Raw genomic sequence first — 19799 nt, 5'->3', positions numbered from 1 at the left:
GCTCAGCCGCAGACTCGGACGCGGCGGACGCGCCAGCCATAGCCGTCCCAGAAGCGCTGCCGCTGCCAGGCGCAGCCGCCATAGTAGTCATCAGCGGCATAGCCATAGCCGGGACCGGGCGCGTAGTAGCGGGGCGGGTAATAGCCGGGGCCGTAACCCGGACCGTAGCCGTAGGCGGGACCCGGTCCGTAATAATACGGAGAGGCCAGCGCGCCGCCGACAATGGCGCCGCCGATGATGCCGGCCGCGACACCAGCCGCGACGCCGCGCTGGGCCTGCGCCGGCGTTCCGGCCGTCAGGGCCACAATGGCGAGGGCAGCGGCTGCCAGGAGCGACTTCTTCATCGGATGACCTTTCGTACAAACACGCGGGAACTCTTAGGGGGCGCAGAGTTCCATACTTCGTTCGAATGATCAATGAACGGCACCTTCGCGGGGGGCGACCAATTATTGTGGACCGCAGCTCCGCCAGGGAGGCGAGGATGGGCAACGCGATGATCAATGCATTGATTGGTGTCGGGATCGTCTTTGCGATCGGGTACGGCTGGATCACCCACCTCCAGAACCGCAGCCAGCGCCGCTCGCGCGCAGGGGCCGGTGGCGAGGGCGGCGGCGACAGCTATTCGGGGAGCAGCGGCGACGGCTTCTCGCTGGGCAGCTGGTTCTCCAGCGACAGCTCGGGGAACTCGACCGACGGCGGTAGCTGTTCGAGCAGCGATAGCGGCAGCAGCGGCGGCGATTGTGGAGGCGGTGGCGACGGCGGAGGAGGCGGTGGCGGCGACTAGATCCGGCCCCATCTTGATCCAGCGCAACGCTTTGATTTAGAGCCGTTCTAGGCTGTTTTTCGGCCAGTTTGGAATAGCTTCAAATACCGGTTTTTCCCTTTGCATCCGGACGGCCCGTTAAATATCGATGATGGCGCATCACCGAAGGGCCTACCGCTTCCATGATCGTTTGTTCCTGTAACGTGCTGAGCGATGACGACATCCGCGCCGCCGTCGCCGAGTCCGACGACGCTGTGCGCCATGCCAAGCAAGTCTACGGATGCCTCGGCTGCAGCGCCGAATGCGGCCGCTGCGCCCGCACGATCAAGACCATCATCGACGAAGCGCTCGGCCCTTGCGCCAAGTCCTGCTGCTCGGGCTGCCCGCACAGCCACACCGTGGCCGCCAACGACGAGACCGCCGCGCCCGCCGAGTTCGCCCTCGCGGCCTGCTGAAACTTTCCCCACCGTCGGCTGAGTTTTTCCCCGGCTGCGTCCCCGTAGCCGGTTGCCCCAGTGTTTAATCTGACTTAGAAGCATTCTAAAGTCGGATAGGACCGATTTGGACTGCAAGAGCTGGAGTGAACCATGCAGGGCGACGCAAAAGTCATCGACTATCTCAACAAGGCGCTGCGTCACGAGCTGACTGCGATCAACCAGTACTGGCTGCACTACCGCTTCCTCGACAATTGGGGCCTGCTGGACATGGCCAAGGTCTGGCGCAAGGAATCCATCGAGGAGATGGAGCACGCCGACAAGCTCACCGCGCGCATCCTGTTCTTCGACGGCTTCCCGAACATGCAGGTGCTCGATCCCCTGCGCATCGGCCAGAACGTCAAGGAGATCATCGAGTGCGATCTCGCGGCCGAGATGAGCGCGCGGGCGCTCTATCAGGAAGCGGCCACCTATTGCCACGGCGTCAAGGACTACGTCACGCGTGACCTGTTCGAGAAGCTGATGAGCGACGAGGAGCACCACATCGACTTCCTCGAGACCCAGCTCGACCTGATCGGCCGCATCGGCCTCGAGCTCTACACCCAGAAGCACGTCGGCGGGCTCGAGGGCGAGGGGCACTGAGCCCGGCTCTCTCCATTCGTCATGGCCGGGCTTGACCCGGTCATCCACGTTTTCCGCACGACGAAGACGTAAATGCCCGGGTCAAGCCCGGGCATGACGAGCTGCCACGGCGGCGAGCGCCCCACCTACAGCTGCGTCTTGTAACGCTCTTCCGTGATCTGCTGGCTCTCCGGCTCGCCGAGGCCGGTCTGCTCGTGGATGACCTCGCTGATGCTCGGCATCACCGAGCGCTGCACCTTCTCCGGCGCCCACAGTTTTGAGCGCATCAGCGCCTTCCCGCAGTGGAAGTAGACTTCGCTGACGGCGACGTTCAGCACCGCGCGCGGCGGCTTGCCGAATTCAACCATCGAAGCCAGCAGATCCGGATCGACCGACAGCGTGCCGCGTCCGCCGACGCGCAGTGTCTCGTCGATGCCGGGCACGAAGAACAACAGATGCACGAAGCCCGAGCCTTCGACGACATTGCGAAAACTGTCGATGCGGTTGTTGCCGGCGCGATCGGGCATCAGCAACTGGTTGGGGCCGGCGACGTGGACGAAGCCGACGCCACCGCCGCGCGGCGAGGCATCGACGCTGCCGTCGGTGCCGGACGTCGCGAGCACGCAGAACGGCGACATCTCGATGAACTTCTTCGCGTGCGCGTCGATTGCGGGGCGTGCCTTCGCGATCACGCGCGGGGTCGGCTTGGCATAGATGGTTGCGAGGTCGTCGGCGCAAAGATCGGTCACGAAGGTCTCCCTGATTGAGGACTTCTCGGCATCAATAGCATGTGAGCCGCGGTGCCGTCACTGCACCGCACAGCACGGAAGCAGGCGTTTTCCGGCTGCCCAGGTGGCGTCACCAGGGGATTTCGCTTATAACGAGTGCCGTACTTTATCGCTTTTCAAAAGAAGGAATTTCAACATGGCCCTGACGCAGGCAATGCGGGTCGCGGGCGAGCGGCCGCGCCGTCGTGAGAATGTTCCAGGACAGATCATCGTTCGGTTGAAGCCGTCCGTTGCCCGGCAGATCGCGGCGGACGCGCCTCGGGCGGCCACGTCGCGCGCGCTGGCGGATGCGATGCCCGATGAAGTGCGAGGTCCGATCGGACTCCTGCGGGACAATTTCGGGCTTCAGTCGATGAAGCCGCTGTTCGTGGTCGACGCCGGTGACGCGCCGGCGCAGCCGCAGGCGCTGGACGCGGTTCATCGTTCGATCGTGCGCTCCGCAACGGCAGCACCGCGAGAGACGCTGGCCGGATTTCAGATCGTGCAGGTCAAGGACAAGAAGATGGGTGCAGCCGCTCTGAAGCGGCTGAGTGCCTCCAAGGCGATCGATCTGGTCGAACCCGTTCCCCGCCGCTGGCTCAAGACCGCCGCCGATCCCATGAAGATCAGGCAATGGGGTCTTCGCGCCATCAGATGGTTCGACGAGCGGCGGCCGGGTGCGGGGCGGGTTCATGTCGCCGTGCTCGATAGCGGTGTCGATGCCGGACATCCCGATCTCGCAGCCGCGATCGAGGAGTACCGGCACGACGGCAACGGAACGCGCGACTTTCTCGGCCACGGCACGCATGTCAGCGGCACGATCGCGGCCGTCGTCAACAATTCGGTCGGTATCGCGGGCGTCGCGAATTGCCGGCTGCACTGCTGGAAGGTCTTCGACGATCCCAAGCGCCCGGGCGACGACGAGAACTTCAACTTCGAATTCTACAGCAAGGCGCTCGCGGCCGCGCTCGATTCCAACATCAAGGTCATCAATCTCAGCATCGGCGGCGAGGACCATTCGAAGGCGGAGGCAACGATCTTCGCCGAGCTGATCGATGCCGGCGTCGTCATCTCGACTGCGATGGGCAACGAGTTCGAGAGCGGCAATCCGAAGGAGTATCCGGCCGGCTACCCGGACACGATCGGCGTTGGCGCCGTCGATGAATCTCATCGCCGCGCCTCGTTCTCCAACACGGGCAGGCATATCAAGCTGGTCGCGCCGGGCGTCAACATCCTGTCGACGGTACCGCGGGTGAAGGCGAGCTTCGCCGATCATACGCGCTACGATTCCTGGCCCGGAACGTCGATGGCAACGCCGCACGTGACGGGCGCCGCCGCACTCGTCTACGTCCACAAGCCGAAGTCCAGGGCGGCCGGGCTTGCGGTTGCCAGGCGCCTGATCGCGACGGCAACCAAATTGCCGGCGATGCGGGGACGGAATTTCACGCCGCAATACGGCGCAGGCCTGCTCGACGTCGCCGCTGCGCTCGGTCGCGCCAAGCCGGCGCGGAAACGGCGAAAATAGGTTGCTGCGACCTTGATCGGGCGCCGCGAACGGCTAGGTTCTCGGCATGTCCGTGCAGTTCAAATTCCGGAATCGTGTCGATCAGCGCCGGCGGCGCATGATCATCAAGACGCTCGGCGACGCCGGCTACACCGCCCGGAGCCTGTTTCCGGGACAGACGCGAGAAGCGCTTGCGGCGATCTTCACCGTCGCCGAGGCCGACGCCAGGTCCGTCCGCGCCGCGCTCGATGATTTCGGCGATGATATCGAATTCGTCGAGGCCTCGCCCAAGCGAGGCCTCAAGAAGACCTGAAGGCTTATTGGCCTGCGGCGCGACAGGCGCCGCGGATGGCGCGACGGACAATCAGCGGGTGGCCGATTCAGCCGTTCGCTGCGGCGCGGTTTGCAGCATCTGGCGGACCTGCTCGACGTAGAATTTTGCGTTGCCCGTGGTGCCGTGGCCGCGCGTCTCGGTGCTCGCGGGGATCAGGTACAGCTTGCCGTTCTTCACCCGCTTCATCGCGGCGTCCGTGATGCCGGTCTCGGGCGGATTGCGCTCGTCGTCGGCGGAATTGATCAGCAGCAGCGAGGCCTCGATCTGCTCCAGCTTCTCGCCCGCATTGTAGTCGTGCGAGGAGTCCCACTGATAGACGAAGTCGTTGGCGTCCGCCGTGATCGGCGCCGCGAGCCGGTCGTCCACGATCTTGTCGGCCTTCGCCGCCGTCGGCGCCTGCTGTTGATAGGCGAGGGTGCCGCCGATGCTGGCGATGCCATAGGCGGTGATGGCGTATTTCATCATGCGCGGCTGGCTGGTGTAGTTGCCGCCGTTGTAGTCGGGATCGTTGCGAATGGTGTCGAGCATGATCCGCCGCATCATCCAGTTGCGCGACGCCATCTCGGTCGGTTGCGAGGCCATCGGGATCAGCGCGTCCATGTCCTTCGGATATTTCTCGCCCCACAGCCAGGTCTGCATGCCACCCATGGAGTTTCCGATCACGAGCCGCAGATGCTTGACGCCGAGACCCTCGGTCACGAGGCGATGCTGCGCCTCGACCATGTCGTCGTAATTGTATTTCGGGAAGCCCGTCTTCATGCCGTCGGAGGGTTTTGACGATTTGCCGTGGCCGATGCTGTCGGGAATGATGATGTAGTATTTGGATGCATCGAGCGGCTGTCCCGCACCGAACATCTCGCCTGCGAAGGCGGGCGTCAGCATGCTTGCGCCGGAGCCGCCCGTGCCGTGCAGCACCAGGACAGGCTGGCCGGTCGGCTCGCCGACCGTGGTGTAGTGCAGCTTCAGTTCCGGCATGGTCTCGCCGGTGTGGAACTTGAAGTCCTTGGCGACCCAATCGCCCTGTTTCGGCGCTGGATAGTCGGCGGCAAATGCCGATGCCGAGATGGACAGCAGAACGGCCGACAGCGCCGCGCAAGAAGCTTTCATGTTCCTCTCCCCTACGGCTCATATCGGGCGGCCGCGTTGGCGCGGACCTTAGCAGAAGGATAGGTAAGGATGTAGGATTTCGGCTCCGCCGTTCGTCTTATGAGGACACCATCGGGAGAGACTGCATGTGCCGCAACATCAAGACGCTGTTCAACTTCGAGCCGCCCGCGACGGAGGACGAGATCCACGCCTCGGCCCTGCAGTTCGTGCGCAAGCTGTCGGGCTTCAACAAGCCGTCGCAGGCCAACGAGGCGGCGTTCGAGATCGCCGTGGCCGAGGTCTCGGAGGCTGCGCGAAAGCTCCTGACCTCGCTGCACACGCATGCACCGGCTCGCGACCGCGAGGTGGAGGCGGGAAAGGCGAAGGAGCGCTCGCGGCTGCGCTTCGGTTAGCGGCGGGCTCCCCGGGCCTTCCGTGATATGGCTCACGGTACCGGGCGTCTCACTTTGCGATGATGCCTGCCGGGGTTTTGACAGCCCGGAGCACGATTATGAGCCGCCCCCTTCTTCCGCTGAAAGCCGGTGCCATCATCTTCACGCTGCTGTGGACCGCGTGGATGATGTGGTGGAGCGGCTCGTTCTCCAGCGCCAACGTCGTCATCCTGGCCGTGTGCGGCGCGGTGGTCGGCTATCTCTGGTATCGCGCCATGCGCTGGCAGTTCGAGCGCATGGGCATGCTGCCGCGCAAGGACGATTCATCCGGGACGTCTTGATTGTTTTGCGTGTCCCGGACGCGGTGCGGCGCCATGAGCGCGGTTACGCGCGTCTTCGACGCGCTATGGTGCCGCTCCGCAGAGCCGGGACCCATCTCGCCGCGGTGACATGGGCCCCGGCTCTGCAGCGCACCGCTTCGCGCGGCGCCGCGTCCGGGGCACGCGAGCGCCACTTATCCTAATCCTTGTGGCCGTGCTTCTTCTTTTTCTTCTTTTTCTTGTGATCGTCGCCGTCGTCGTCGCCGCTCTCATCGTCGCCGAACGCTTCGTCGGTCTCGCGCACGGCGGCTTCAAGCGCTGCGCGCTCGGCGGCTTCCTGGGCGTCCCGCTCGGCGGCGTCACGCTCGCGCTGGCGGCGGCGTTCGTCCCAGGCGTCGAAGAGCTGATCGAGCCACGGCAGCACCTGTTCGATCGACGGCAGCTGGCCGGGAGGTCCGGCCTCGCCGCGCGGGCCCTGTGGCCCGGCAGGGCCTTGCGGACCGACGGGCCCCTGCGCGCCGCCCGCGCCGCGGGGACCTGCCTCGCCCGGCTTGCCTTGCAGGCCGGCCTTGCCCTGCGGTCCCGCCTTTCCGGCCGGGCCCGGCTTGCCCAGTGGCCCCGGCTTGCCGCGCGCGCCGTCGGGGCCCCGCTTGCCCGGATGACCCTGCGGTCCCGGCCTTCCCGGCTCGCCCTGCCGTCCACGCGGACCCTGAGGTCCCTGCCGTCCCTGATCGTCTGCCACGCCACTGCTCCCTTGATCGGAAGCAAGCTACTTAGCGGCGTTTGACGACAGCAGCAATTCCGCCGGCGCGTTGCGTCGCGCTTGATCAACATCAATCGGCGGCGGCTTGTGCCGTGTCATTGAATCGCAGGCCGACACAACCATGCGAGGAGCGAACGATGCGCGCAGCGTGGACGATCTTCTGCCTGTCGATCCTCATTCTCGCGGCCGCGATCGGGCTTGCTCATCTGCTCGTGCCGGATGTGGTGCCGGTGGCCTTTGCCGAGGAGCCGCAGCCGTCATGGGCTGTGATGACGGCGTTCATGCTCCGCGCCATCGAGCTGATCGCGGCGGGGCTCGCGACCATCGCACTTGCGATCCTCGCAGGCGGATTGATCCACCGTGCAACATCACACGCTAGTCGTGATACGCCGGCACCTCGATGCCCGAGGCTGCGTAGATCTTGATCTTGTTGCGCAGCGTGCGCACCGACAGGCCGAGCACGCGCGATGCGCGTGTGCGGTTGCCGTCGCAGCGCGCGAGCGTCTGGAGCACGAGCTCGCGCTCGACCTCGTCGACGGTTGCGCCGATCAGGAGCGGAACGATCTGGTTTGGAGCAAGGAATTGCGCGTCCTGCGGCGCCGCGACATGAACAGTGGTCATCTACACACCCCGATCAACGCCCGCTTCCTTCGCTGGAAGCGGATCGAGAACAAACGACCCCCAGGCCGTAGAACCACGGTGGGCGGGTTTGGTTAATGAAAGGTTAATTGTTCGCGCTCGCACCAATTGACCTTGGGAATGCCGCGGTACGGCCGCGATTGGCACGGGATGCACAGCAAAGCGGGACAATCTCGCGCGGCACATGCGGTGTCAGCGTCCGCCTAGTGCGCAATTGCGCACAAGGCGGCCGCGATGACACGTGCATGTAGTGGAAGTGTTCGCCCCTCACACTGTCCGATACCCGCCGTCGACCATCACGATCGTGCCCGTGACATAGGCCGACAGATCCGAGGCGAGGAAAATCGCGGGGCCGACGATGTCCTCGGGCTTGCCGGTGCGCGCGAGCGGAGTGTGATCGACGAAGGCCTGCACCAGCGCCGGATTGGTCGCGCGCACATTGGCGTTGATGTTGGTCTCGATGAAGCCCGGTCCGATCGCGTTGACGCGCACGCCTTCCTTGCCGAGCTCGACCGCAAGCGCCTTGGTGAAGCCGAGCACGCCGTGTTTTGAAGTGGTGTAAGCCGCCGAGCTCGGCGTGCGCAGATGCACGAAAGACTGGATCGAGCCGATATTGACGATGCGGCCTTTGCTCGCGCGCAAGGGAGCCAGGAAGGCCTGCGTCATGTTGAAGACGCCGTTGAGATTGAGCGAGATGATGTCGTTCCAGTCCTTGGCCACCGTCTCGGTCTCGGCGGTGAAGGCGTTGCGGCGGGTGATGCCGGCATTGTTGACGAGGATCGAGACCTGCCCGACCTTGCTTTCGACCTGCTTGGCGAGCGCGAAGCAGTCGTCGCGCTTGGTCACGTCGAGCGCGAAGCTCTCGGCCTTGCCGCCGACCTTGCGGATTTCGCCTGCGGCTTCCGCGACCGTGTCGGCGTTGACGTCGAGCAGCACCACCTGCGCGCCTTCGCGGGCATAGCCGGCCGCGATGGCCCGGCCGATGCCGGAACCGGCGCCGGTGACGACGGCGATGTGGTTTGCGAGCAATGCCATGACATTTTCCTCCCGATTTCGTTTCTAAGTTTCATGAAAGGCTAACTCGAAATTAAGGGGTCGGAAACGGCGGCCTTGGCATACTGATCCCGGTTGCTAAACGTTGCGCGCATGATGGAACGGCTTGAATCCTGGAAACTGGGTCTCGAACGCCTGCGGTCGGCACAGCCGGCCGACTGGGCCGAAGCGGGGCGGCTCGTCGCCGAGATCGCGCGGATGAGCACCGACACCATGCTGCGCCAGGCGGCCGAGCAGGCGCTTCCGGTGCTGCGCCAGGCCGTGAGCAATGACGACCACAGCGTCACGGTGGCGGCCCAGCGCCGCATCGGCGTGGTGCTCGAGGTGGTCCACGATCTCGCCGCGCCGCGCTTCGGCCGCCGCAGCGCCATGCCGAAGAAGCTCTCGAGCGAGGATCGCGCGCGCAAGATGCTGGGCCTGCCGCTCGCGGTGCAGCTCACCTGCGACGACATCAACCAGGCCTATCGCCGTGCGGCCAAGGGCACGCATCCCGACCAGGGCGGCAGCGCGCAAGCCTTCATCGACCTCGCCGCCGCGCGCGACATCCTGATCCATCCCGGCGCGCACAAGGACGCGTGAGACCCGCAAGCGAGATCTCGTAGGGTGGGCAAAGGCGCAACGCGCCGTGCCCACGATCTTCATGATGGATGGAATGGTGGGCACGCTTGCGCTTTGCCCACCCTACGGCATTCGAGCGCGGAGCCGCCTCAGCTCTTGCCCACGCAGCTCGGATAGGGCGCAGCTTCCCCCGCGACGATCGGGCAGAGCACGATCGGGTTGAGGTCGCCCAGGCGCGCTTGCCAGCGTTCGTCCCTGACCGGTGGCTCGTCGGTCTCGGGGCCGCGCTCGGCCCATTGGATGGTGTAGTAATCGGTCGTGCCCTTCAGCGTGATCAGCAGCGCGGTCTCGCTGTGGCGGGTCGGGCCGCTGTCGATGCGGCCGCAGCCGATCACGGCGGCGAACGCCTCGAAGCGGCCGAATGTCATTTCGCCGAGCGGCTGGGCCGCAAAGCTGTCGGGGCAGGCGGATTTGAAGCCGCCGGCGATCGTGCCCGCGAGACCTTCCGGCGATGCGCCGGGCGTCAGCGTCATGCCCTTCTCGCCTGTGACCGTGATCATCTGGGTCCAGCGCTCGGGCGTCTCGCCCTTGAGCACGGCTTCGCGGATGTAGCGGCCGCCCTTGGTGTTCTCGAACACCACCGCGAAGTTCGACGGCATCGCGAAGCTGACGAGCTGGCCGAAGATCGGCGAGATCACGCGGAAGGATTGCGGCGCCTGCGCGGGCGCCGCGCCGACGAGCGCGAGCGACAGGGCGAAGACGGCAGCCGTCGTGAGAAGCGTGCGCATCGATTGATCCCGCAGAAACCGAAGAGAAACGCTGGATGGAAACGCGAACGGGCAAGGATGCTAGCAGCGCATCCTTGCCCGGCCCTTGTCGTCCGCCGATCGAATCTTACCAGCTGCAGTGGCCGGACTTCAGCGCGTTGTCCTTCAGCACGAGCGCGTCGAGGAAGGTCGGCACGGTCTCGCTGGCGCGGTGATAGCCGGCCGGCCACGGCGTGGTCGGGACGGCCTCGTCCCAGATCTGGCAGAAGCCCGAGTCCTGCCAGCGGATCAGGTGATAGCTGGCTTCGGCGGGGCTCGCGGCGACGAAGGCAGTGACGGCCAGGCTCGCAGCAGCGCACAGCATGGAAAGACGACGCATGATCAGCTCCTCGAAATGAAAGATGTGATGCGCCTCCCGACAATGATGGGGAGGGTGGCGCGGAGCGCTTTTGGGGATGCGCCCCGGACAAGATGTGAGTAGTTCCGCACGCCGATGAGGTTCAAAGAACGGGCGCTGGAAATGCGCGGTTTCGGCTGGACATGCAGGGCCGTGCGCCAAAAGAAAAAGGCGGATCGCTCGCGCGACCCGCCCTTTGAATCCGATGTGTGTCGCTTGAAGCTTAGAGCGTGCAGCGGCGCTCGGCGCGCATCTTGATCTGCAGGTCGGACGCGGCCTGGAAGGTCGGGACCGGCTTGCTGACGACCTTGTAGGTCGACACGCCCCACTGGAACGGCTTGTACTTGAGGTCCTCGTTCCAGACCTGGCAGATGCCGGTGTTGTCCCAGCGGATCACGTAGTAGGCGGGCGCCGCGGAAGCGGGCACGGCGAACACGGAACTAGCGATGCCGGCAACGGCACAGAGGGCGAGAACGCGACGCATGAAGTATCTCCTTGTGGGGAACTTGTGAACTGTGACGGAAAAATCCGTGCGGTAAAAGCCGGTCCTTTGCAAGCCGCCGGGCCACGGTTTCACGGACATGTCAGGCGGTGCGGCGCACTTGGTTCGGCTGCGTGCCCGATGGGTCACAGGTGCCGAACCGCGGTTACTTCGCAAGCTGACTCGGCAGTTTCACTTGGCAAGCGACGCCACCGCCTCGATCTCGATCAGCATCCTCGGATCGGGCAGCGCATGCACGACGCAGGTGGTGCGGGCCGGGTAAGGCGGCGGGCCGAAGGCGCCGGCATAGAGCGCGTTCATGGCGGCGACGTCCGAAGCGCGGGTCAAGAGCACGTTGACCTTGGCGAGGTCGCGGACGGTCGCGCCGGCCTCGTCCAGCACGCGGCGGATGTTGACCACGACATTGGCGAACTGCGCCTCGAAGCCGTCAGGCAGCGCGCCATAGGCATCGAAGCCGGGAATCCCTGAGACGAACAGCAGGTCGCCGACGCGCGTCGCAAAGGACAGCGGCGGCGCCTTGACGTGCGGCGGGGCTGCGAAGTGCTGGATCGGCATTGCATCACCTCTGGGCGTGTCGGAAGCGTGAGCGTAGCGCGATGCGGGGCAGTTGCAATCGCCTTGGGGAAGAGGAGGCAAAACAAAAGTTGCGAAAACAACCCCATGCACAGTAGGAGCCGGACAGAAATCATTGAACAATTTCGAATTCTGAAAAAGAGAATCGTCTGCTTGCGCCGTCGGGCAAATCAGGGGCAGAATGGGATGATGGGAATGGTGGGGGTGGAGCACCAAACGCCGCCGTCATGCCCGGGCTTGTCCCGGGCATCCACGTTCACCGTGCCGCGTGGAAGACGTGGATGGCCGGGTCGAGCCCGGCCATGACGCCGTGGCGGCACGGTGCCTGCAACGCGATCTCGAATGCGGCCGCCTTGCCTTGCATTGCGATGCGTCGCCCGCCCCCATCATGTTGCCGCCGCGATCGATCGGATAGATTCATCGCGTCTGATTCGTTTCCTTCCTCAAAAAATAGCCCCCGGAGACCCCCATGAAGATCGCAACCACCCTTCGCGCCGCGCTGGTCGCCATTGCTGCGCTCGCCGGCCTCTCGACCTCGGCGCTGGCCGACGGCGGCACCGTGGTGCTGACGATCTACAAGGCGGGCTGGATCATCGGCGGCTCGGGCGGGAGCGGCGTGCTGAACTTCCGCGGCCGTTCCTACGGGCTCTCCACCGGCGGGCTCGACTACGGCCTCGTGTTCGGCGGCTCCAAGACCGTGCTGCGCGGCCGCGTCTCCAACATCAACCGTCCCTCCGACGTCGCCGGCGTCTACGGCGCGGCCGGTGCGGGCCTGGCGGTCGGCGCCGGCGCGCGGGCCATCGTGCTCACCAACCAGAAGGGCGCCGTGCTGGAGCTCTCCGGCACGCAGGTCGGCCTGATGGCGAACGCGGACCTCAGCGGCCTCGCGATCACGATGCGGTAGAAGACGGTGCCGTAGGGTGGGCAAAGGCGCGAAAAGCGCCGTGCCCACGATCTCTCGCCTGCGGCCATCCTTCGAGACGGCCGCTTTGCGGCCTCCTCAGGATGAGGTCTGTATTTGCGGTGACAGCGCTGGTGGGCACGCTTCGCTTTGCCCACCCTACGATATCGCGGACTACGCGCTCACCGCCGCATGAATCCGCTCGCAATGCGCGACGAGGTTCGCATGCGCATCGACGAACGCCTTCAGCGGCGTTGGGATCGGAAAATAATAGATGTTGGCGACGAAGCCATAGATGCCGGCATCACAGCTGGTCGGCGTCGCGCCGTGCACGAAGCCTTTTGCCGGCACGATCTCCGCCAGCACCTCTAGGTCGGCGAGCCCCCGCGCGTAAGCCTGCTCGGGCGTGTAGCGGCCGATGCCCTGATAGTGATAGCGCTGCGCGTTGTACGCCTTCGCCTTCTCGAAACCTTCGGCAGTCACCTGCGGATGTTGCGCGATAAAGCCGTCACGGAACGCGGGGTAGAAGCGCTCGTCCTTCCAGCGCGAATACGACATCACCCAGTAGAGATCGTCGAGCATGCGCGTGACCAGATGATTGGTGCGGCGTTGCTCGGCCGACAGCGCCGCATCGATGGTCAGGCGATATTTGCTGGTCGCATACGCGATGATGCTCTCGCTGTCGCCGATGGTCGTGCCGTCGTCGACGATGTAAGGCAGCTGCCCGCGCGGCGCGGCCGAGGCGTCGAAGATGTGCTCGTGCACGAACGGCACGCCCGCGAGCTTGAGGAAGGCGTAGACCTTCAGGCCGTAGCCGTTGTTGTCGGCGACGCCGAACAGCTCGGGGTAGGAGTAGAGCGTCAGCATGGGCGGGCTCCTCCGGGTGGTGGAGGCAGCATGACGGGGCGCGCGGGCGGATGCAATGGTGGCCTCGTCGCTCATCCGGGCGACGCCATAGGCGATGTTGGCGAAGTCGCGGAAACGGGCCTTGGTGGATTGCGCTGCGCTCATCCACCCTACGCTGCTATACTCGCAGGATGAACCGCGAAGACCTTGCCGCCGCCTACACGGCGCCCGGCCGCCACTATCACAACCTCGCGCATATCGAGGATTGCCTGGCCGCGCTCGCACGCCTCGGCGGTCTCTCGGCCGCCGAGCGCGAGACGCTGTCGGAGGCGATCTGGTGGCACGACGTCGTGTACGATCCGACCCGGCCGGATAACGAGGAGCGCAGCGCGGAGCTTGCCGAGCAGCACGTCCGCGCCGAGCTTCGCCGGGAGGTCGGCCGCCTGATCCGCCTGACGAAGACGCACGACGTCGCCGCCGGTGATCGCCTCGGGGCGATCCTGATCTCGATCGATCTCAGCATTCTCGGTGCAGAGCCCGCGCGCTACGATGCCTATGCCGCGGCGATCCGCCACGAATTCAGCCATGTCAGCGAGGGCGACTATCGCGCCGGGCGCGCCCGGGTGCTCCACCATTTCGCCGACCGTCCGGTCATCTTTCCCGATCCGGACTTCGCCGCGACCTTCGACCGGCAGGCCCGTGACAACCTCGCGCGCGAGCTGGCGTCGCTGGGCTGAGGCGATGGCGGCTACGAACGCGACGCCGCGTTGAACACCGCAAGCTGCGCCTCGAACGCGCGCCGGAACGCCGGCCGCGCTTCGCCGCGCCCGACATAGGCAGCGATCTCGGGGTATTCGTCGAGCAGCCCCGATGTGTTGAGCCGACGCAGCACCGTCACCATCATGAGGTCGCCGGCGCTGAACGCCCCGTCGAGCCAGTCGGCTTCACTGATGTGGCGGGACAGTTCGCCGAGCCTGGTGCGGACGCGCTCCTGCAGTATCGGCAGGCGCTCCGCGTACCAGCTCTGGTCGCGCTCGAACAGCATCGCCATGCCGAGCTCGACGATCGGCGGCTCCAGCGTGTTCAGCGCGGCGAACATCCACGCGATCGCGCGGCTCCTGGCGTTCGCGTCCGTCGGCAACAGCCCGGCATGACGCTCGGCGATGTGCAGCACGATCGCGCCGGTTTCGAACAGGACGAGATCGCCGTCTTCATAGGTCGGAATTTGCCCGAACGGATTGAGCGCCAGATGCGCCGGCTGCTTCATTGCCGCGAACGAGACGAGGCGGACGTCGTAGGGCTGACCGACCTCCTCCAGCGCCCAGCGAACACGCATGTCACGCGCCTGCCCGCGGCCGCGGTCGGGCGAGTTTTCGAAGGCGGTGATGGTGGGCATGGGGGCTCCGGGTGATTGCAGGATGTGGCCAGAGGACGAACGGGTGGGGCGGATTCCGACAGCCCTCGGTGTCGTCCCGGCGAAGGCCGGGACCCATACCCCCAGGGAGGAGTTTGGCGAAGACTCGTCGTTCGGTACTGCGACCGTCCGCAGCAGATAGATCACGCGGTATGGGTCCCGGCCTTCGCCGGGACGACCGCGGAGTGTGAGGCGCTGACCCCTATGAATTAATCCACGCCCCAAGCTCCCGCCAAGGCTCCAGCGTCCAATGCCCCGACGCCGCCCCGGACGGCGACGGCAGCACGAACACCTCCGGCAAGCTCTCGTCGCGCTTCTGCCGCCCCAGCGCAATCCCGCGCGACGGCCTGCCATAAAACAAGCTCGCCGCCTTCTTGCTCGTGAACGCAATCGTCCGCGGCCGATACTTCTCCATCTTCGCCCTGAAGCCGGGCACGTCGATCGTCTCCGCCGCGATCTGGTGATCCATCCCCGCGCCCGTCTTGGAGAGATCGGTGAAGCCGATCCCGAGCTCGATTAGCGCCGCGAACTCGCCCGGCTGATACCGCCGCGGCGTGATCCCGGCCTCATGGATCGCGCGCCAGAACCGGTTGCCGGGATGGGCGTAGTAGTGCCCGACCTCGGCCGAGCGCGTCGAGGCGGCGGTGCCGACGAAGACGAGGCGGAGGTTGGGGAGGAGCTGGTCGGGGAGGCGGTGTGCGTCGCTGTTGGACATCGAAGGGCCAGTGAACTGTATGCGGCGGGCGAGCTGTCCGTCCGCTTGCTACCATTTCTGCCGCTCGTGTCCTATGCTTTGTCGATGAACCGCGAAGAACTAGCCGCCGCCTACACCGCGCCGGGCCGTCACTATCACAATCTCGCGCATATCGAGGACTGCCTCGCTGCGCTCGCACAGGTGGGGGCTCTCGGTGAGCGAGCGCGAGATTCTGTCGGAAGCGATCTGGTGGCACGATGTCGTTTACGATCTCACTCGCTCGGATATTGAAGAGCTCGGCGCTCAACTGGCTGACGGCACGTGCGCACCGATCTCAGCCATGAGATTGGCCGCATGATCCGGCTGACGAAGTCTCACGCCCACGAGAATCTCGCGCGTGAATTGGCTTCCTTGGGTTGAGGCCGAGATCAGCCCTTGCGCGGTACCTGTTGGTCAGGACTTTATCGTGATTCTGACTCCGCGCTTTGATAGCGCCTTGGGGATCTTATCGAATTGATCCCCACTGATCTCAATTAAGCTAAGGCGTCCAAACTCAATCAAACTGTCAAAGCTTTGAATCGGCGTCCTTGCAACGTGGATTGAGCTCAGCTCGGGCAGATGCTTCAGGGGGCTCAGGTCGGTGACGTTCGTCGCTTCAAGGCTTAGGAACCAAAGCCTTCTAAGACCAGATAGAGGGGTTAGATCGGAAACTGCTGTATAGTCGATATACAGACTGACAAGATTAGTCAGCTCTCGAACAAGACTAATATCTGAGACGGCTGTCCGGCTTAGGTCCAGGAATTTGAGCTCCGTAAGAAGCGAGAGAGGCGCTAGATCCTTCGCGTCAGTCTCTCTCACATTGAGAGACTCAAGCCTGACCAACTTTGCCAAAGGGCCCAGGTCGTTGATTTTGTTTTGGCTGACGTTCAGTAACGTTAGATCGACAAGAGTTGCAATCGGCGCGAGGTTGAGTAGCGCAGTTTTAGCTAACACTAGGGACTTGAGTTTTCTAAGCTCCGTTAGGCCGGTAATGTCCTCGATGCTCGTTCTATCCGCATATACCGACTCGAGGTTCGTAAGCCCCGCAATTGGAGCCAAGGAAGACACCTTAGTGCGTCGCAAGTCCAATCGAGTTAAGCTCGTAATATTCCTCAACGGATTGAGGTCTGTCACCTCGGTCCCGTCGATGTCCAAGTGTTGAAGGTTGGGTAGTCCTGCGAGAGGACTGAGGTCCGAGACTTGAGTTCCCATCAGAGAGAGACTTCTTAGTTGCTTGAGCTCCGCAAGCGGTCGAATGTCTCGAACTTGGGTGAAGCTTAGGGCAAGTTCTTGTAGCGACGTTAGCTCTCGCAGAGCAGATACATCATTCACCCTGACGCTCAGTCTAGTGAGTTCCTGAAGGTTCGATAGCCCCGCTAATCCATCTAGCGATTTCAACCTCCGATTCTTCAGGGGGAGCTCTCTAATTAGTGGTCTCCAATGCGCGGGAGGTCATGTTCCCGTGTGGATCATTCGGGTGGCCTGTTCCAAGTCGAAGTCGTCCGGCCCTTTTTGTTGCCCGCTTTCCTTACGGTTCGCATCGATTTTCTTAGCGTAGTTGGAAATATCTTCCGCGACCTCTCGTATGGTAGCCGTTCCTGCTTGAAATATTCGGGTTTCCAGCGCCGACCACTTCTCGTGAGCGTAATCTGCAACATGAGCGCCTGCGGTCACCAATTCTGCGGCGCGCCGAATGAGAGTAGGATAATCGCTCAAGGCCTGAGCAATTCGCCGAAGTCGCGCTGAGATTATTCGAGGTAGACGAAGTTCACCTCGCCCAAGTTGATTTAGGACGGCTGCGTCCGTGAGGCGACGGCTTAGTGTGTCCGAAGATTCAGAACCGATTCCTAAAGAGTCTAGTTCGTCTTTCTCGCCCTCTATTTCCTGTTGCGCTTTTGCCGATTTCCTTATCAGTTCGGCCGTGGAGGCCTCATTCAGGGGAGCCGAACTATATTCGGGCTCTTCGGCCTCGGGTTCTTCGGCAGCCAAGCGGTTTGCCGTTTGGAGCGCCGTAGAGACAGAACTCATGAGGCTGCGTAGCTTCTGGTCGATAGGTTCACCTCTAAAGAGAGGCGGGGCATCGGTTTCGAGAGTTTCCTCGAAGTGGTCGTGCCTGATAAATTGACTCCGTATAGCGGCGAGCTGGGCTTGGGCTTCTGTAAGGGGCCTTAGGCAACCCTTTGCGGTTCCGCTAGGAAGCTTATGGAGAGCGGAGGCCAATTCAACGACGGCTTCTCTTGGGAATTCTTTCGGTAGTGGGGCGTTGATCTGCGAGAATATCTCAGCTAGCGCCAGTGCATCGGCGCGAACTTCATCGAGTTCTAAGGCCAATTCCGGTGTCGGCGCGCTGTAGGGTAAAGCCATAATCTAGCGAGCAAAAAAGTGGCGAGTAACGTGGTTACTCTATCTCGGGTAGCAAGAATGTAAATGCCGTTGAATGAAAAAGCCGGGCATTGCCCGGCTTTTGTACTGAGAAGCTGTGTGAAATTGATCACGCCTCACAACACCCGATTACTCTCCTTCACCTTCTCCGCATCCAGATACAGGCTCTCGCCCATCTCCTTGAACTTCGCGCTCATCTTGGCCATCCCGTCCTCGGCGGTGCCGCTGATCGACATGCCCACGCTGTTCGGATCGTTCAGCGTCGCCGCGTAGTCGCGCACGTCCTGCGTGATCTTCATCGAGCAGAACTTCGGGCCGCACATCGAGCAGAAATGGGCGACCTTGTGGGCTTCCTTCGGCAGGGTCTCGTCGTGGAAGTTTTTCGCGGTGTCGGGATCGAGGCCGAGGTTGAACTGGTCGCTCCAGCGGAAGTCGAACCGCGCGCGGGAGAGGGCGTCGTCGCGCAGTTGCGCGGCGGGGTGGCCCTTGGCGAGATCGCTGGCGTGGGCGGCGATCTTGTAGGTGATGACGCCGGTCTTGACGTCGTTGCGGTCGGGCAGGCCGAGATGCTCCTTCGGCGTGACGTAGCAGAGCATGGCGCAGCCGAACCAGCCGATCATGGCCGCACCGATCCCTGAGGTGATGTGGTCGTAGCCCGGGGCGATGTCGGTGGTCAGGGGCCCGAGGGTGTAGAACGGGGCTTCGCCGCACTCCTTGAGCTGCTTGTCCATGTTGATCTTGATCTTGTGCATCGGCACGTGGCCGGGGCCTTCGATCATGACCTGGCAGCCCTTGTCCCACGCGATCTTCGTCAGTTCGCCGAGCGTCTCCAGCTCCGCGAACTGCGCGCGGTCGTTGGCGTCGGCGATCGAGCCGGGACGCAGGCCGTCGCCGAGCGAGAACGAGACGTCATACTTACGCATGAGGTCGCAGATCTCGTCGAAATGGGTGTAGAGGAAGCTCTCCTTGTGATGCGCCAGGCACCACTTCGCCATGATCGAGCCGCCTCTGGAGACGATGCCGGTGACGCGGCTGGCGGTGAGGTGGATGTATTGCAGACGCACGCCGGCGTGGATGGTGAAATAGTCGACGCCCTGCTCGCACTGCTCGATCAGCGTGTCCTTGTAGAGCTCCCAGGTCAGCTTGACGGGATCGCCGTTGCACTTCTCCAGCGCCTGGTAGATCGGCACCGTGCCGATCGGCACCGGCGAGTTGCGCAAGATCCACTCGCGCGTGGTGTGGATGTTGCGGCCGGTGGAGAGGTCCATCACGGTGTCGGCGCCCCAGCGGATCGCCCACACCATCTTCTCGACCTCTTCCTCGACCGACGAGGTCACCGCCGAGTTGCCGATATTGGCGTTGATCTTGGTCAGGAAGTTGCGGCCGATGATCATCGGCTCGAGCTCGGAGTGGTTGATGTTGGAGGGGATGATGGCGCGGCCGCGCGCGATCTCGTCGCGCACGAACTCCGGCGTGATGAAGGCGGGCACCGCAGCGCCGAAGCTCTCGCCGTCGGCAAGGGCTGCTTCCGCACGCTCGAGCTGCTGCTTGCGGCCGAGGTTCTCGCGCTCCGCGACGTAGATCATCTCCTTGGTGACGATGCCGGCGCGGGCGAATTCGAGCTGGGTGATCTTGTGACCGTCGAGGCCGCGCAGCGGCTTGTGATAGGCGCTGAACGCGCGCGCGGCCTTGTCGGTGGAGACGCTGCCGTTGTCCTCCGGCTTGATCTGGCGGCCGTCATATTCCTCGACGCCGCCGCGCTCCAGCACCCATTGCTTGCGGCTGCGGGCAAGGCCGGCGTTGACGTCGATGGTGACGGAGGGATCGGTGTAGGGGCCCGAGGTGTCGTAGACCGGCAGGTTCGGCTCGCCGGCGCCCTCCGAAAGGATGATCTCGCGCAGGGGCACGCGGACGTCGGGCGCGGCGTCGGGCGAGGCGAAGATCTTGCGCGAGGAGGGCAGCGGGCCGGTGGTGACGGCGGGGACGGTCTTGTCGGGATTGGAGCGGATGTTCATGGGATCCTCCGGTTTAATTCTGTTGTGCTTGCGTC

Annotated in this window: 27 protein-coding genes and 1 pseudogene; 11 read left to right on the top strand and 17 right to left on the bottom strand. The window is 64.0% G+C overall.

What is annotated here, in order from left to right:
- Window positions 1-2: 2 nt before the first annotated feature.
- Window positions 3-344: a hypothetical protein gene (locus A7X65_RS23830; protein ID WP_063689535.1), complete on the bottom strand. Its 342-nt coding sequence runs from the start codon at window positions 342-344 to the stop codon at window positions 3-5.
- Window positions 345-481: 137 nt separating this feature from the next.
- Here A7X65_RS23830 and A7X65_RS23825 point away from each other — a divergent pair, with 137 nt between their 5' ends.
- The 3 genes from A7X65_RS23825 to bfr all read left to right on the top strand — a co-directional run bounded on the left by A7X65_RS23825 (window position 482) and on the right by bfr (window position 1839).
- Window positions 482-784, top strand: coding sequence for a hypothetical protein (locus tag A7X65_RS23825; RefSeq protein ID WP_063689533.1), 303 nt, complete (start codon window positions 482-484; stop codon window positions 782-784).
- A gap of 161 nt (window positions 785-945) precedes the next feature.
- Window positions 946-1218: a (2Fe-2S)-binding protein gene (locus A7X65_RS23820; RefSeq protein WP_063689531.1), complete on the top strand. Its 273-nt coding sequence runs from the start codon at window positions 946-948 to the stop codon at window positions 1216-1218.
- A gap of 132 nt (window positions 1219-1350) precedes the next feature.
- Window positions 1351-1839, top strand: a complete 489-nt coding sequence (gene bfr / locus A7X65_RS23815; protein WP_011089420.1) for a bacterioferritin — start codon at window positions 1351-1353, stop codon at window positions 1837-1839.
- 125 nt (window positions 1840-1964) lie between these two features.
- On the opposite strand, the gene A7X65_RS23810 is transcribed toward bfr, so the two are convergent.
- The gene (locus A7X65_RS23810; RefSeq protein WP_063689524.1) at window positions 1965-2567 is read right to left on the bottom strand and encodes an MSMEG_1061 family FMN-dependent PPOX-type flavoprotein; all 603 of its coding nucleotides are present in this window, start codon (window positions 2565-2567) and stop codon (window positions 1965-1967) included.
- 175 nt (window positions 2568-2742) lie between these two features.
- Here A7X65_RS23810 and A7X65_RS23805 point away from each other — a divergent pair, with 175 nt between their 5' ends.
- Together A7X65_RS23805 and A7X65_RS23800 are read left to right on the top strand one after the other, a co-directional pair.
- On the top strand, window positions 2743-4110 hold the full coding sequence (locus A7X65_RS23805) for a S8 family peptidase (RefSeq protein ID WP_063689522.1): 1368 nt from the start codon (window positions 2743-2745) through the stop codon (window positions 4108-4110).
- A gap of 46 nt (window positions 4111-4156) precedes the next feature.
- Window positions 4157-4402: a hypothetical protein gene (locus A7X65_RS23800; protein ID WP_063689519.1), complete on the top strand. Its 246-nt coding sequence runs from the start codon at window positions 4157-4159 to the stop codon at window positions 4400-4402.
- Window positions 4403-4453: 51 nt separating this feature from the next.
- Here A7X65_RS23800 and A7X65_RS23795 read toward each other — a convergent pair whose 3' ends face one another.
- Window positions 4454-5530: an alpha/beta fold hydrolase gene (locus A7X65_RS23795; RefSeq protein WP_063689515.1), complete on the bottom strand. Its 1077-nt coding sequence runs from the start codon at window positions 5528-5530 to the stop codon at window positions 4454-4456.
- 125 nt (window positions 5531-5655) lie between these two features.
- Between A7X65_RS23795 and A7X65_RS23790 the strand changes: the two genes are divergently transcribed.
- The gene (locus A7X65_RS23790) at window positions 5656-5922 is read left to right on the top strand and encodes a DUF2277 domain-containing protein (RefSeq protein ID WP_063689513.1); all 267 of its coding nucleotides are present in this window, start codon (window positions 5656-5658) and stop codon (window positions 5920-5922) included.
- A 98-nt stretch (window positions 5923-6020) separates the two neighbouring features.
- A complete protein-coding gene (locus A7X65_RS23785) occupies window positions 6021-6242 on the top strand; it encodes a hypothetical protein (RefSeq protein ID WP_063689510.1) in 222 nt (73 codons plus the stop codon).
- A 178-nt stretch (window positions 6243-6420) separates the two neighbouring features.
- Here the strand turns inward: A7X65_RS23785 and A7X65_RS23780 are convergent, their stop codons facing one another.
- Window positions 6421-6963: a collagen-like domain-containing protein gene (locus A7X65_RS23780; RefSeq protein ID WP_063689507.1), complete on the bottom strand. Its 543-nt coding sequence runs from the start codon at window positions 6961-6963 to the stop codon at window positions 6421-6423.
- A 158-nt stretch (window positions 6964-7121) separates the two neighbouring features.
- Here A7X65_RS23780 and A7X65_RS23775 point away from each other — a divergent pair, with 158 nt between their 5' ends.
- On the top strand, window positions 7122-7409 hold the full coding sequence (locus A7X65_RS23775) for a hypothetical protein (RefSeq protein ID WP_063689504.1): 288 nt from the start codon (window positions 7122-7124) through the stop codon (window positions 7407-7409).
- Here A7X65_RS23775 and A7X65_RS23770 read toward each other — a convergent pair.
- Window positions 7360-7605, bottom strand: a complete 246-nt coding sequence (locus A7X65_RS23770; protein WP_063689501.1) for a helix-turn-helix domain-containing protein — start codon at window positions 7603-7605, stop codon at window positions 7360-7362. The two genes, A7X65_RS23775 and A7X65_RS23770, sit on opposite strands and share 50 nt — an antisense overlap.
- A gap of 285 nt (window positions 7606-7890) precedes the next feature.
- A complete protein-coding gene (locus A7X65_RS23765) occupies window positions 7891-8658 on the bottom strand; it encodes an SDR family NAD(P)-dependent oxidoreductase (protein ID WP_063689497.1) in 768 nt (255 codons plus the stop codon).
- A 111-nt stretch (window positions 8659-8769) separates the two neighbouring features.
- Here A7X65_RS23765 and A7X65_RS23760 point away from each other — a divergent pair, with 111 nt between their 5' ends.
- Complete coding sequence (locus A7X65_RS23760; RefSeq protein ID WP_063689494.1) at window positions 8770-9255, top strand: hypothetical protein; 486 nt, start codon at window positions 8770-8772, stop codon at window positions 9253-9255.
- A gap of 128 nt (window positions 9256-9383) precedes the next feature.
- On the opposite strand, the gene A7X65_RS23755 is transcribed toward A7X65_RS23760, so the two are convergent.
- The 4 genes from A7X65_RS23755 to A7X65_RS23740 form a co-directional block, all read right to left on the bottom strand.
- Window positions 9384-10022 (bottom strand): hypothetical protein, encoded by a 639-nt coding sequence (locus A7X65_RS23755; protein WP_063689491.1) that lies wholly within the window; start codon window positions 10020-10022, stop codon window positions 9384-9386.
- A 106-nt stretch (window positions 10023-10128) separates the two neighbouring features.
- Window positions 10129-10380: a hypothetical protein gene (locus A7X65_RS23750; RefSeq protein WP_063689488.1), complete on the bottom strand. Its 252-nt coding sequence runs from the start codon at window positions 10378-10380 to the stop codon at window positions 10129-10131.
- Between the two features lie 241 nt (window positions 10381-10621).
- Window positions 10622-10882 carry a hypothetical protein gene (locus A7X65_RS23745; protein WP_063689486.1) on the bottom strand — a complete coding sequence of 87 codons (261 nt, stop codon included), beginning with the start codon at window positions 10880-10882 and terminating at the stop codon, window positions 10622-10624.
- A gap of 189 nt (window positions 10883-11071) precedes the next feature.
- Window positions 11072-11455, bottom strand: a complete 384-nt coding sequence (locus A7X65_RS23740) for a RidA family protein (protein WP_063689483.1) — start codon at window positions 11453-11455, stop codon at window positions 11072-11074.
- 487 nt (window positions 11456-11942) lie between these two features.
- Here A7X65_RS23740 and A7X65_RS23735 point away from each other — a divergent pair, with 487 nt between their 5' ends.
- Complete coding sequence (locus A7X65_RS23735) at window positions 11943-12377, top strand: hypothetical protein (RefSeq protein ID WP_063689480.1); 435 nt, start codon at window positions 11943-11945, stop codon at window positions 12375-12377.
- 171 nt (window positions 12378-12548) lie between these two features.
- Here A7X65_RS23735 and A7X65_RS23730 read toward each other — a convergent pair whose 3' ends face one another.
- On the bottom strand, window positions 12549-13241 hold the full coding sequence (locus A7X65_RS23730) for a glutathione S-transferase family protein (protein WP_063690753.1): 693 nt from the start codon (window positions 13239-13241) through the stop codon (window positions 12549-12551).
- A gap of 170 nt (window positions 13242-13411) precedes the next feature.
- On the opposite strand from A7X65_RS23730, the gene A7X65_RS23725 reads away from it, so the two are divergent.
- A complete protein-coding gene (locus A7X65_RS23725; protein WP_063689477.1) occupies window positions 13412-13957 on the top strand; it encodes an HD domain-containing protein in 546 nt (181 codons plus the stop codon).
- Window positions 13958-13968: 11 nt separating this feature from the next.
- Here A7X65_RS23725 and A7X65_RS23720 read toward each other — a convergent pair whose 3' ends face one another.
- The 6 genes and pseudogenes from A7X65_RS23720 to thiC form a co-directional block, all read right to left on the bottom strand.
- The gene (locus tag A7X65_RS23720) at window positions 13969-14616 is read right to left on the bottom strand and encodes a glutathione S-transferase family protein (RefSeq protein WP_063689475.1); all 648 of its coding nucleotides are present in this window, start codon (window positions 14614-14616) and stop codon (window positions 13969-13971) included.
- 220 nt (window positions 14617-14836) lie between these two features.
- A complete protein-coding gene (locus A7X65_RS23715; RefSeq protein ID WP_063689473.1) occupies window positions 14837-15349 on the bottom strand; it encodes a mismatch-specific DNA-glycosylase in 513 nt (170 codons plus the stop codon).
- Window positions 15350-15781: 432 nt separating this feature from the next.
- Window positions 15782-16426, bottom strand: a complete 645-nt coding sequence (locus A7X65_RS23710) for a leucine-rich repeat domain-containing protein (RefSeq protein WP_245323788.1) — start codon at window positions 16424-16426, stop codon at window positions 15782-15784.
- 60 nt (window positions 16427-16486) lie between these two features.
- Window positions 16487-16699, bottom strand: a pseudogene (locus A7X65_RS43855) (leucine-rich repeat domain-containing protein); the annotation flags it as partial.
- A gap of 120 nt (window positions 16700-16819) precedes the next feature.
- A complete protein-coding gene (locus A7X65_RS41970; protein ID WP_156527994.1) occupies window positions 16820-17731 on the bottom strand; it encodes a hypothetical protein in 912 nt (303 codons plus the stop codon).
- A 134-nt stretch (window positions 17732-17865) separates the two neighbouring features.
- Window positions 17866-19764: a phosphomethylpyrimidine synthase ThiC gene (gene thiC / locus A7X65_RS23705; protein WP_063689467.1), complete on the bottom strand. Its 1899-nt coding sequence runs from the start codon at window positions 19762-19764 to the stop codon at window positions 17866-17868.
- Window positions 19765-19799 lie beyond the last annotated feature (35 nt).

Source organism: Bradyrhizobium stylosanthis (genome assembly GCF_001641335.1).
Lineage (GTDB): Bacteria > Pseudomonadota > Alphaproteobacteria > Rhizobiales > Xanthobacteraceae > Bradyrhizobium > Bradyrhizobium stylosanthis.
Note: the sequence above shows the minus strand (reverse complement) of the source record. Positions and strands in the feature narration are given on the sequence as shown.

Bases quoted from the DNA above. Each gene is read 5' to 3' on its own strand.
- A7X65_RS23830 (WP_063689535.1), bottom strand. From the start codon at position 344: ATGAAGAAGTCGCTCCTGGCAGCCGCTGCCCTCGCCATTGTGGCCCTG.
- A7X65_RS23825 (WP_063689533.1), top strand. From the start codon at position 482: ATGGGCAACGCGATGATCAATGCATTGATTGGTGTCGGGATCGTCTTT.
- A7X65_RS23820 (WP_063689531.1), top strand. From the start codon at position 946: ATGATCGTTTGTTCCTGTAACGTGCTGAGCGATGACGACATCCGCGCC.
- bfr (WP_011089420.1), top strand. From the start codon at position 1,351: ATGCAGGGCGACGCAAAAGTCATCGACTATCTCAACAAGGCGCTGCGT.
- A7X65_RS23805 (WP_063689522.1), top strand. From the start codon at position 2,743: ATGGCCCTGACGCAGGCAATGCGGGTCGCGGGCGAGCGGCCGCGCCGT.
- A7X65_RS23800 (WP_063689519.1), top strand. From the start codon at position 4,157: ATGTCCGTGCAGTTCAAATTCCGGAATCGTGTCGATCAGCGCCGGCGG.
- A7X65_RS23795 (WP_063689515.1), bottom strand. From the start codon at position 5,530: ATGAAAGCTTCTTGCGCGGCGCTGTCGGCCGTTCTGCTGTCCATCTCG.
- A7X65_RS23790 (WP_063689513.1), top strand. From the start codon at position 5,656: ATGTGCCGCAACATCAAGACGCTGTTCAACTTCGAGCCGCCCGCGACG.
- A7X65_RS23785 (WP_063689510.1), top strand. From the start codon at position 6,021: ATGAGCCGCCCCCTTCTTCCGCTGAAAGCCGGTGCCATCATCTTCACG.
- A7X65_RS23775 (WP_063689504.1), top strand. From the start codon at position 7,122: ATGCGCGCAGCGTGGACGATCTTCTGCCTGTCGATCCTCATTCTCGCG.
- A7X65_RS23770 (WP_063689501.1), bottom strand. From the start codon at position 7,605: ATGACCACTGTTCATGTCGCGGCGCCGCAGGACGCGCAATTCCTTGCT.
- A7X65_RS23765 (WP_063689497.1), bottom strand. From the start codon at position 8,658: ATGGCATTGCTCGCAAACCACATCGCCGTCGTCACCGGCGCCGGTTCC.
- A7X65_RS23760 (WP_063689494.1), top strand. From the start codon at position 8,770: ATGATGGAACGGCTTGAATCCTGGAAACTGGGTCTCGAACGCCTGCGG.
- A7X65_RS23755 (WP_063689491.1), bottom strand. From the start codon at position 10,022: ATGCGCACGCTTCTCACGACGGCTGCCGTCTTCGCCCTGTCGCTCGCG.
- A7X65_RS23750 (WP_063689488.1), bottom strand. From the start codon at position 10,380: ATGCGTCGTCTTTCCATGCTGTGCGCTGCTGCGAGCCTGGCCGTCACT.
- A7X65_RS23745 (WP_063689486.1), bottom strand. From the start codon at position 10,882: ATGCGTCGCGTTCTCGCCCTCTGTGCCGTTGCCGGCATCGCTAGTTCC.
- A7X65_RS23740 (WP_063689483.1), bottom strand. From the start codon at position 11,455: ATGCCGATCCAGCACTTCGCAGCCCCGCCGCACGTCAAGGCGCCGCCG.
- A7X65_RS23735 (WP_063689480.1), top strand. From the start codon at position 11,943: ATGAAGATCGCAACCACCCTTCGCGCCGCGCTGGTCGCCATTGCTGCG.
- A7X65_RS23730 (WP_063690753.1), bottom strand. From the start codon at position 13,241: ATGCTGACGCTCTACTCCTACCCCGAGCTGTTCGGCGTCGCCGACAAC.
- A7X65_RS23725 (WP_063689477.1), top strand. From the start codon at position 13,412: ATGAACCGCGAAGACCTTGCCGCCGCCTACACGGCGCCCGGCCGCCAC.
- A7X65_RS23720 (WP_063689475.1), bottom strand. From the start codon at position 14,616: ATGCCCACCATCACCGCCTTCGAAAACTCGCCCGACCGCGGCCGCGGG.
- A7X65_RS23715 (WP_063689473.1), bottom strand. From the start codon at position 15,349: ATGTCCAACAGCGACGCACACCGCCTCCCCGACCAGCTCCTCCCCAAC.
- A7X65_RS41970 (WP_156527994.1), bottom strand. From the start codon at position 17,731: ATGGCTTTACCCTACAGCGCGCCGACACCGGAATTGGCCTTAGAACTC.
- thiC (WP_063689467.1), bottom strand. From the start codon at position 19,764: ATGAACATCCGCTCCAATCCCGACAAGACCGTCCCCGCCGTCACCACC.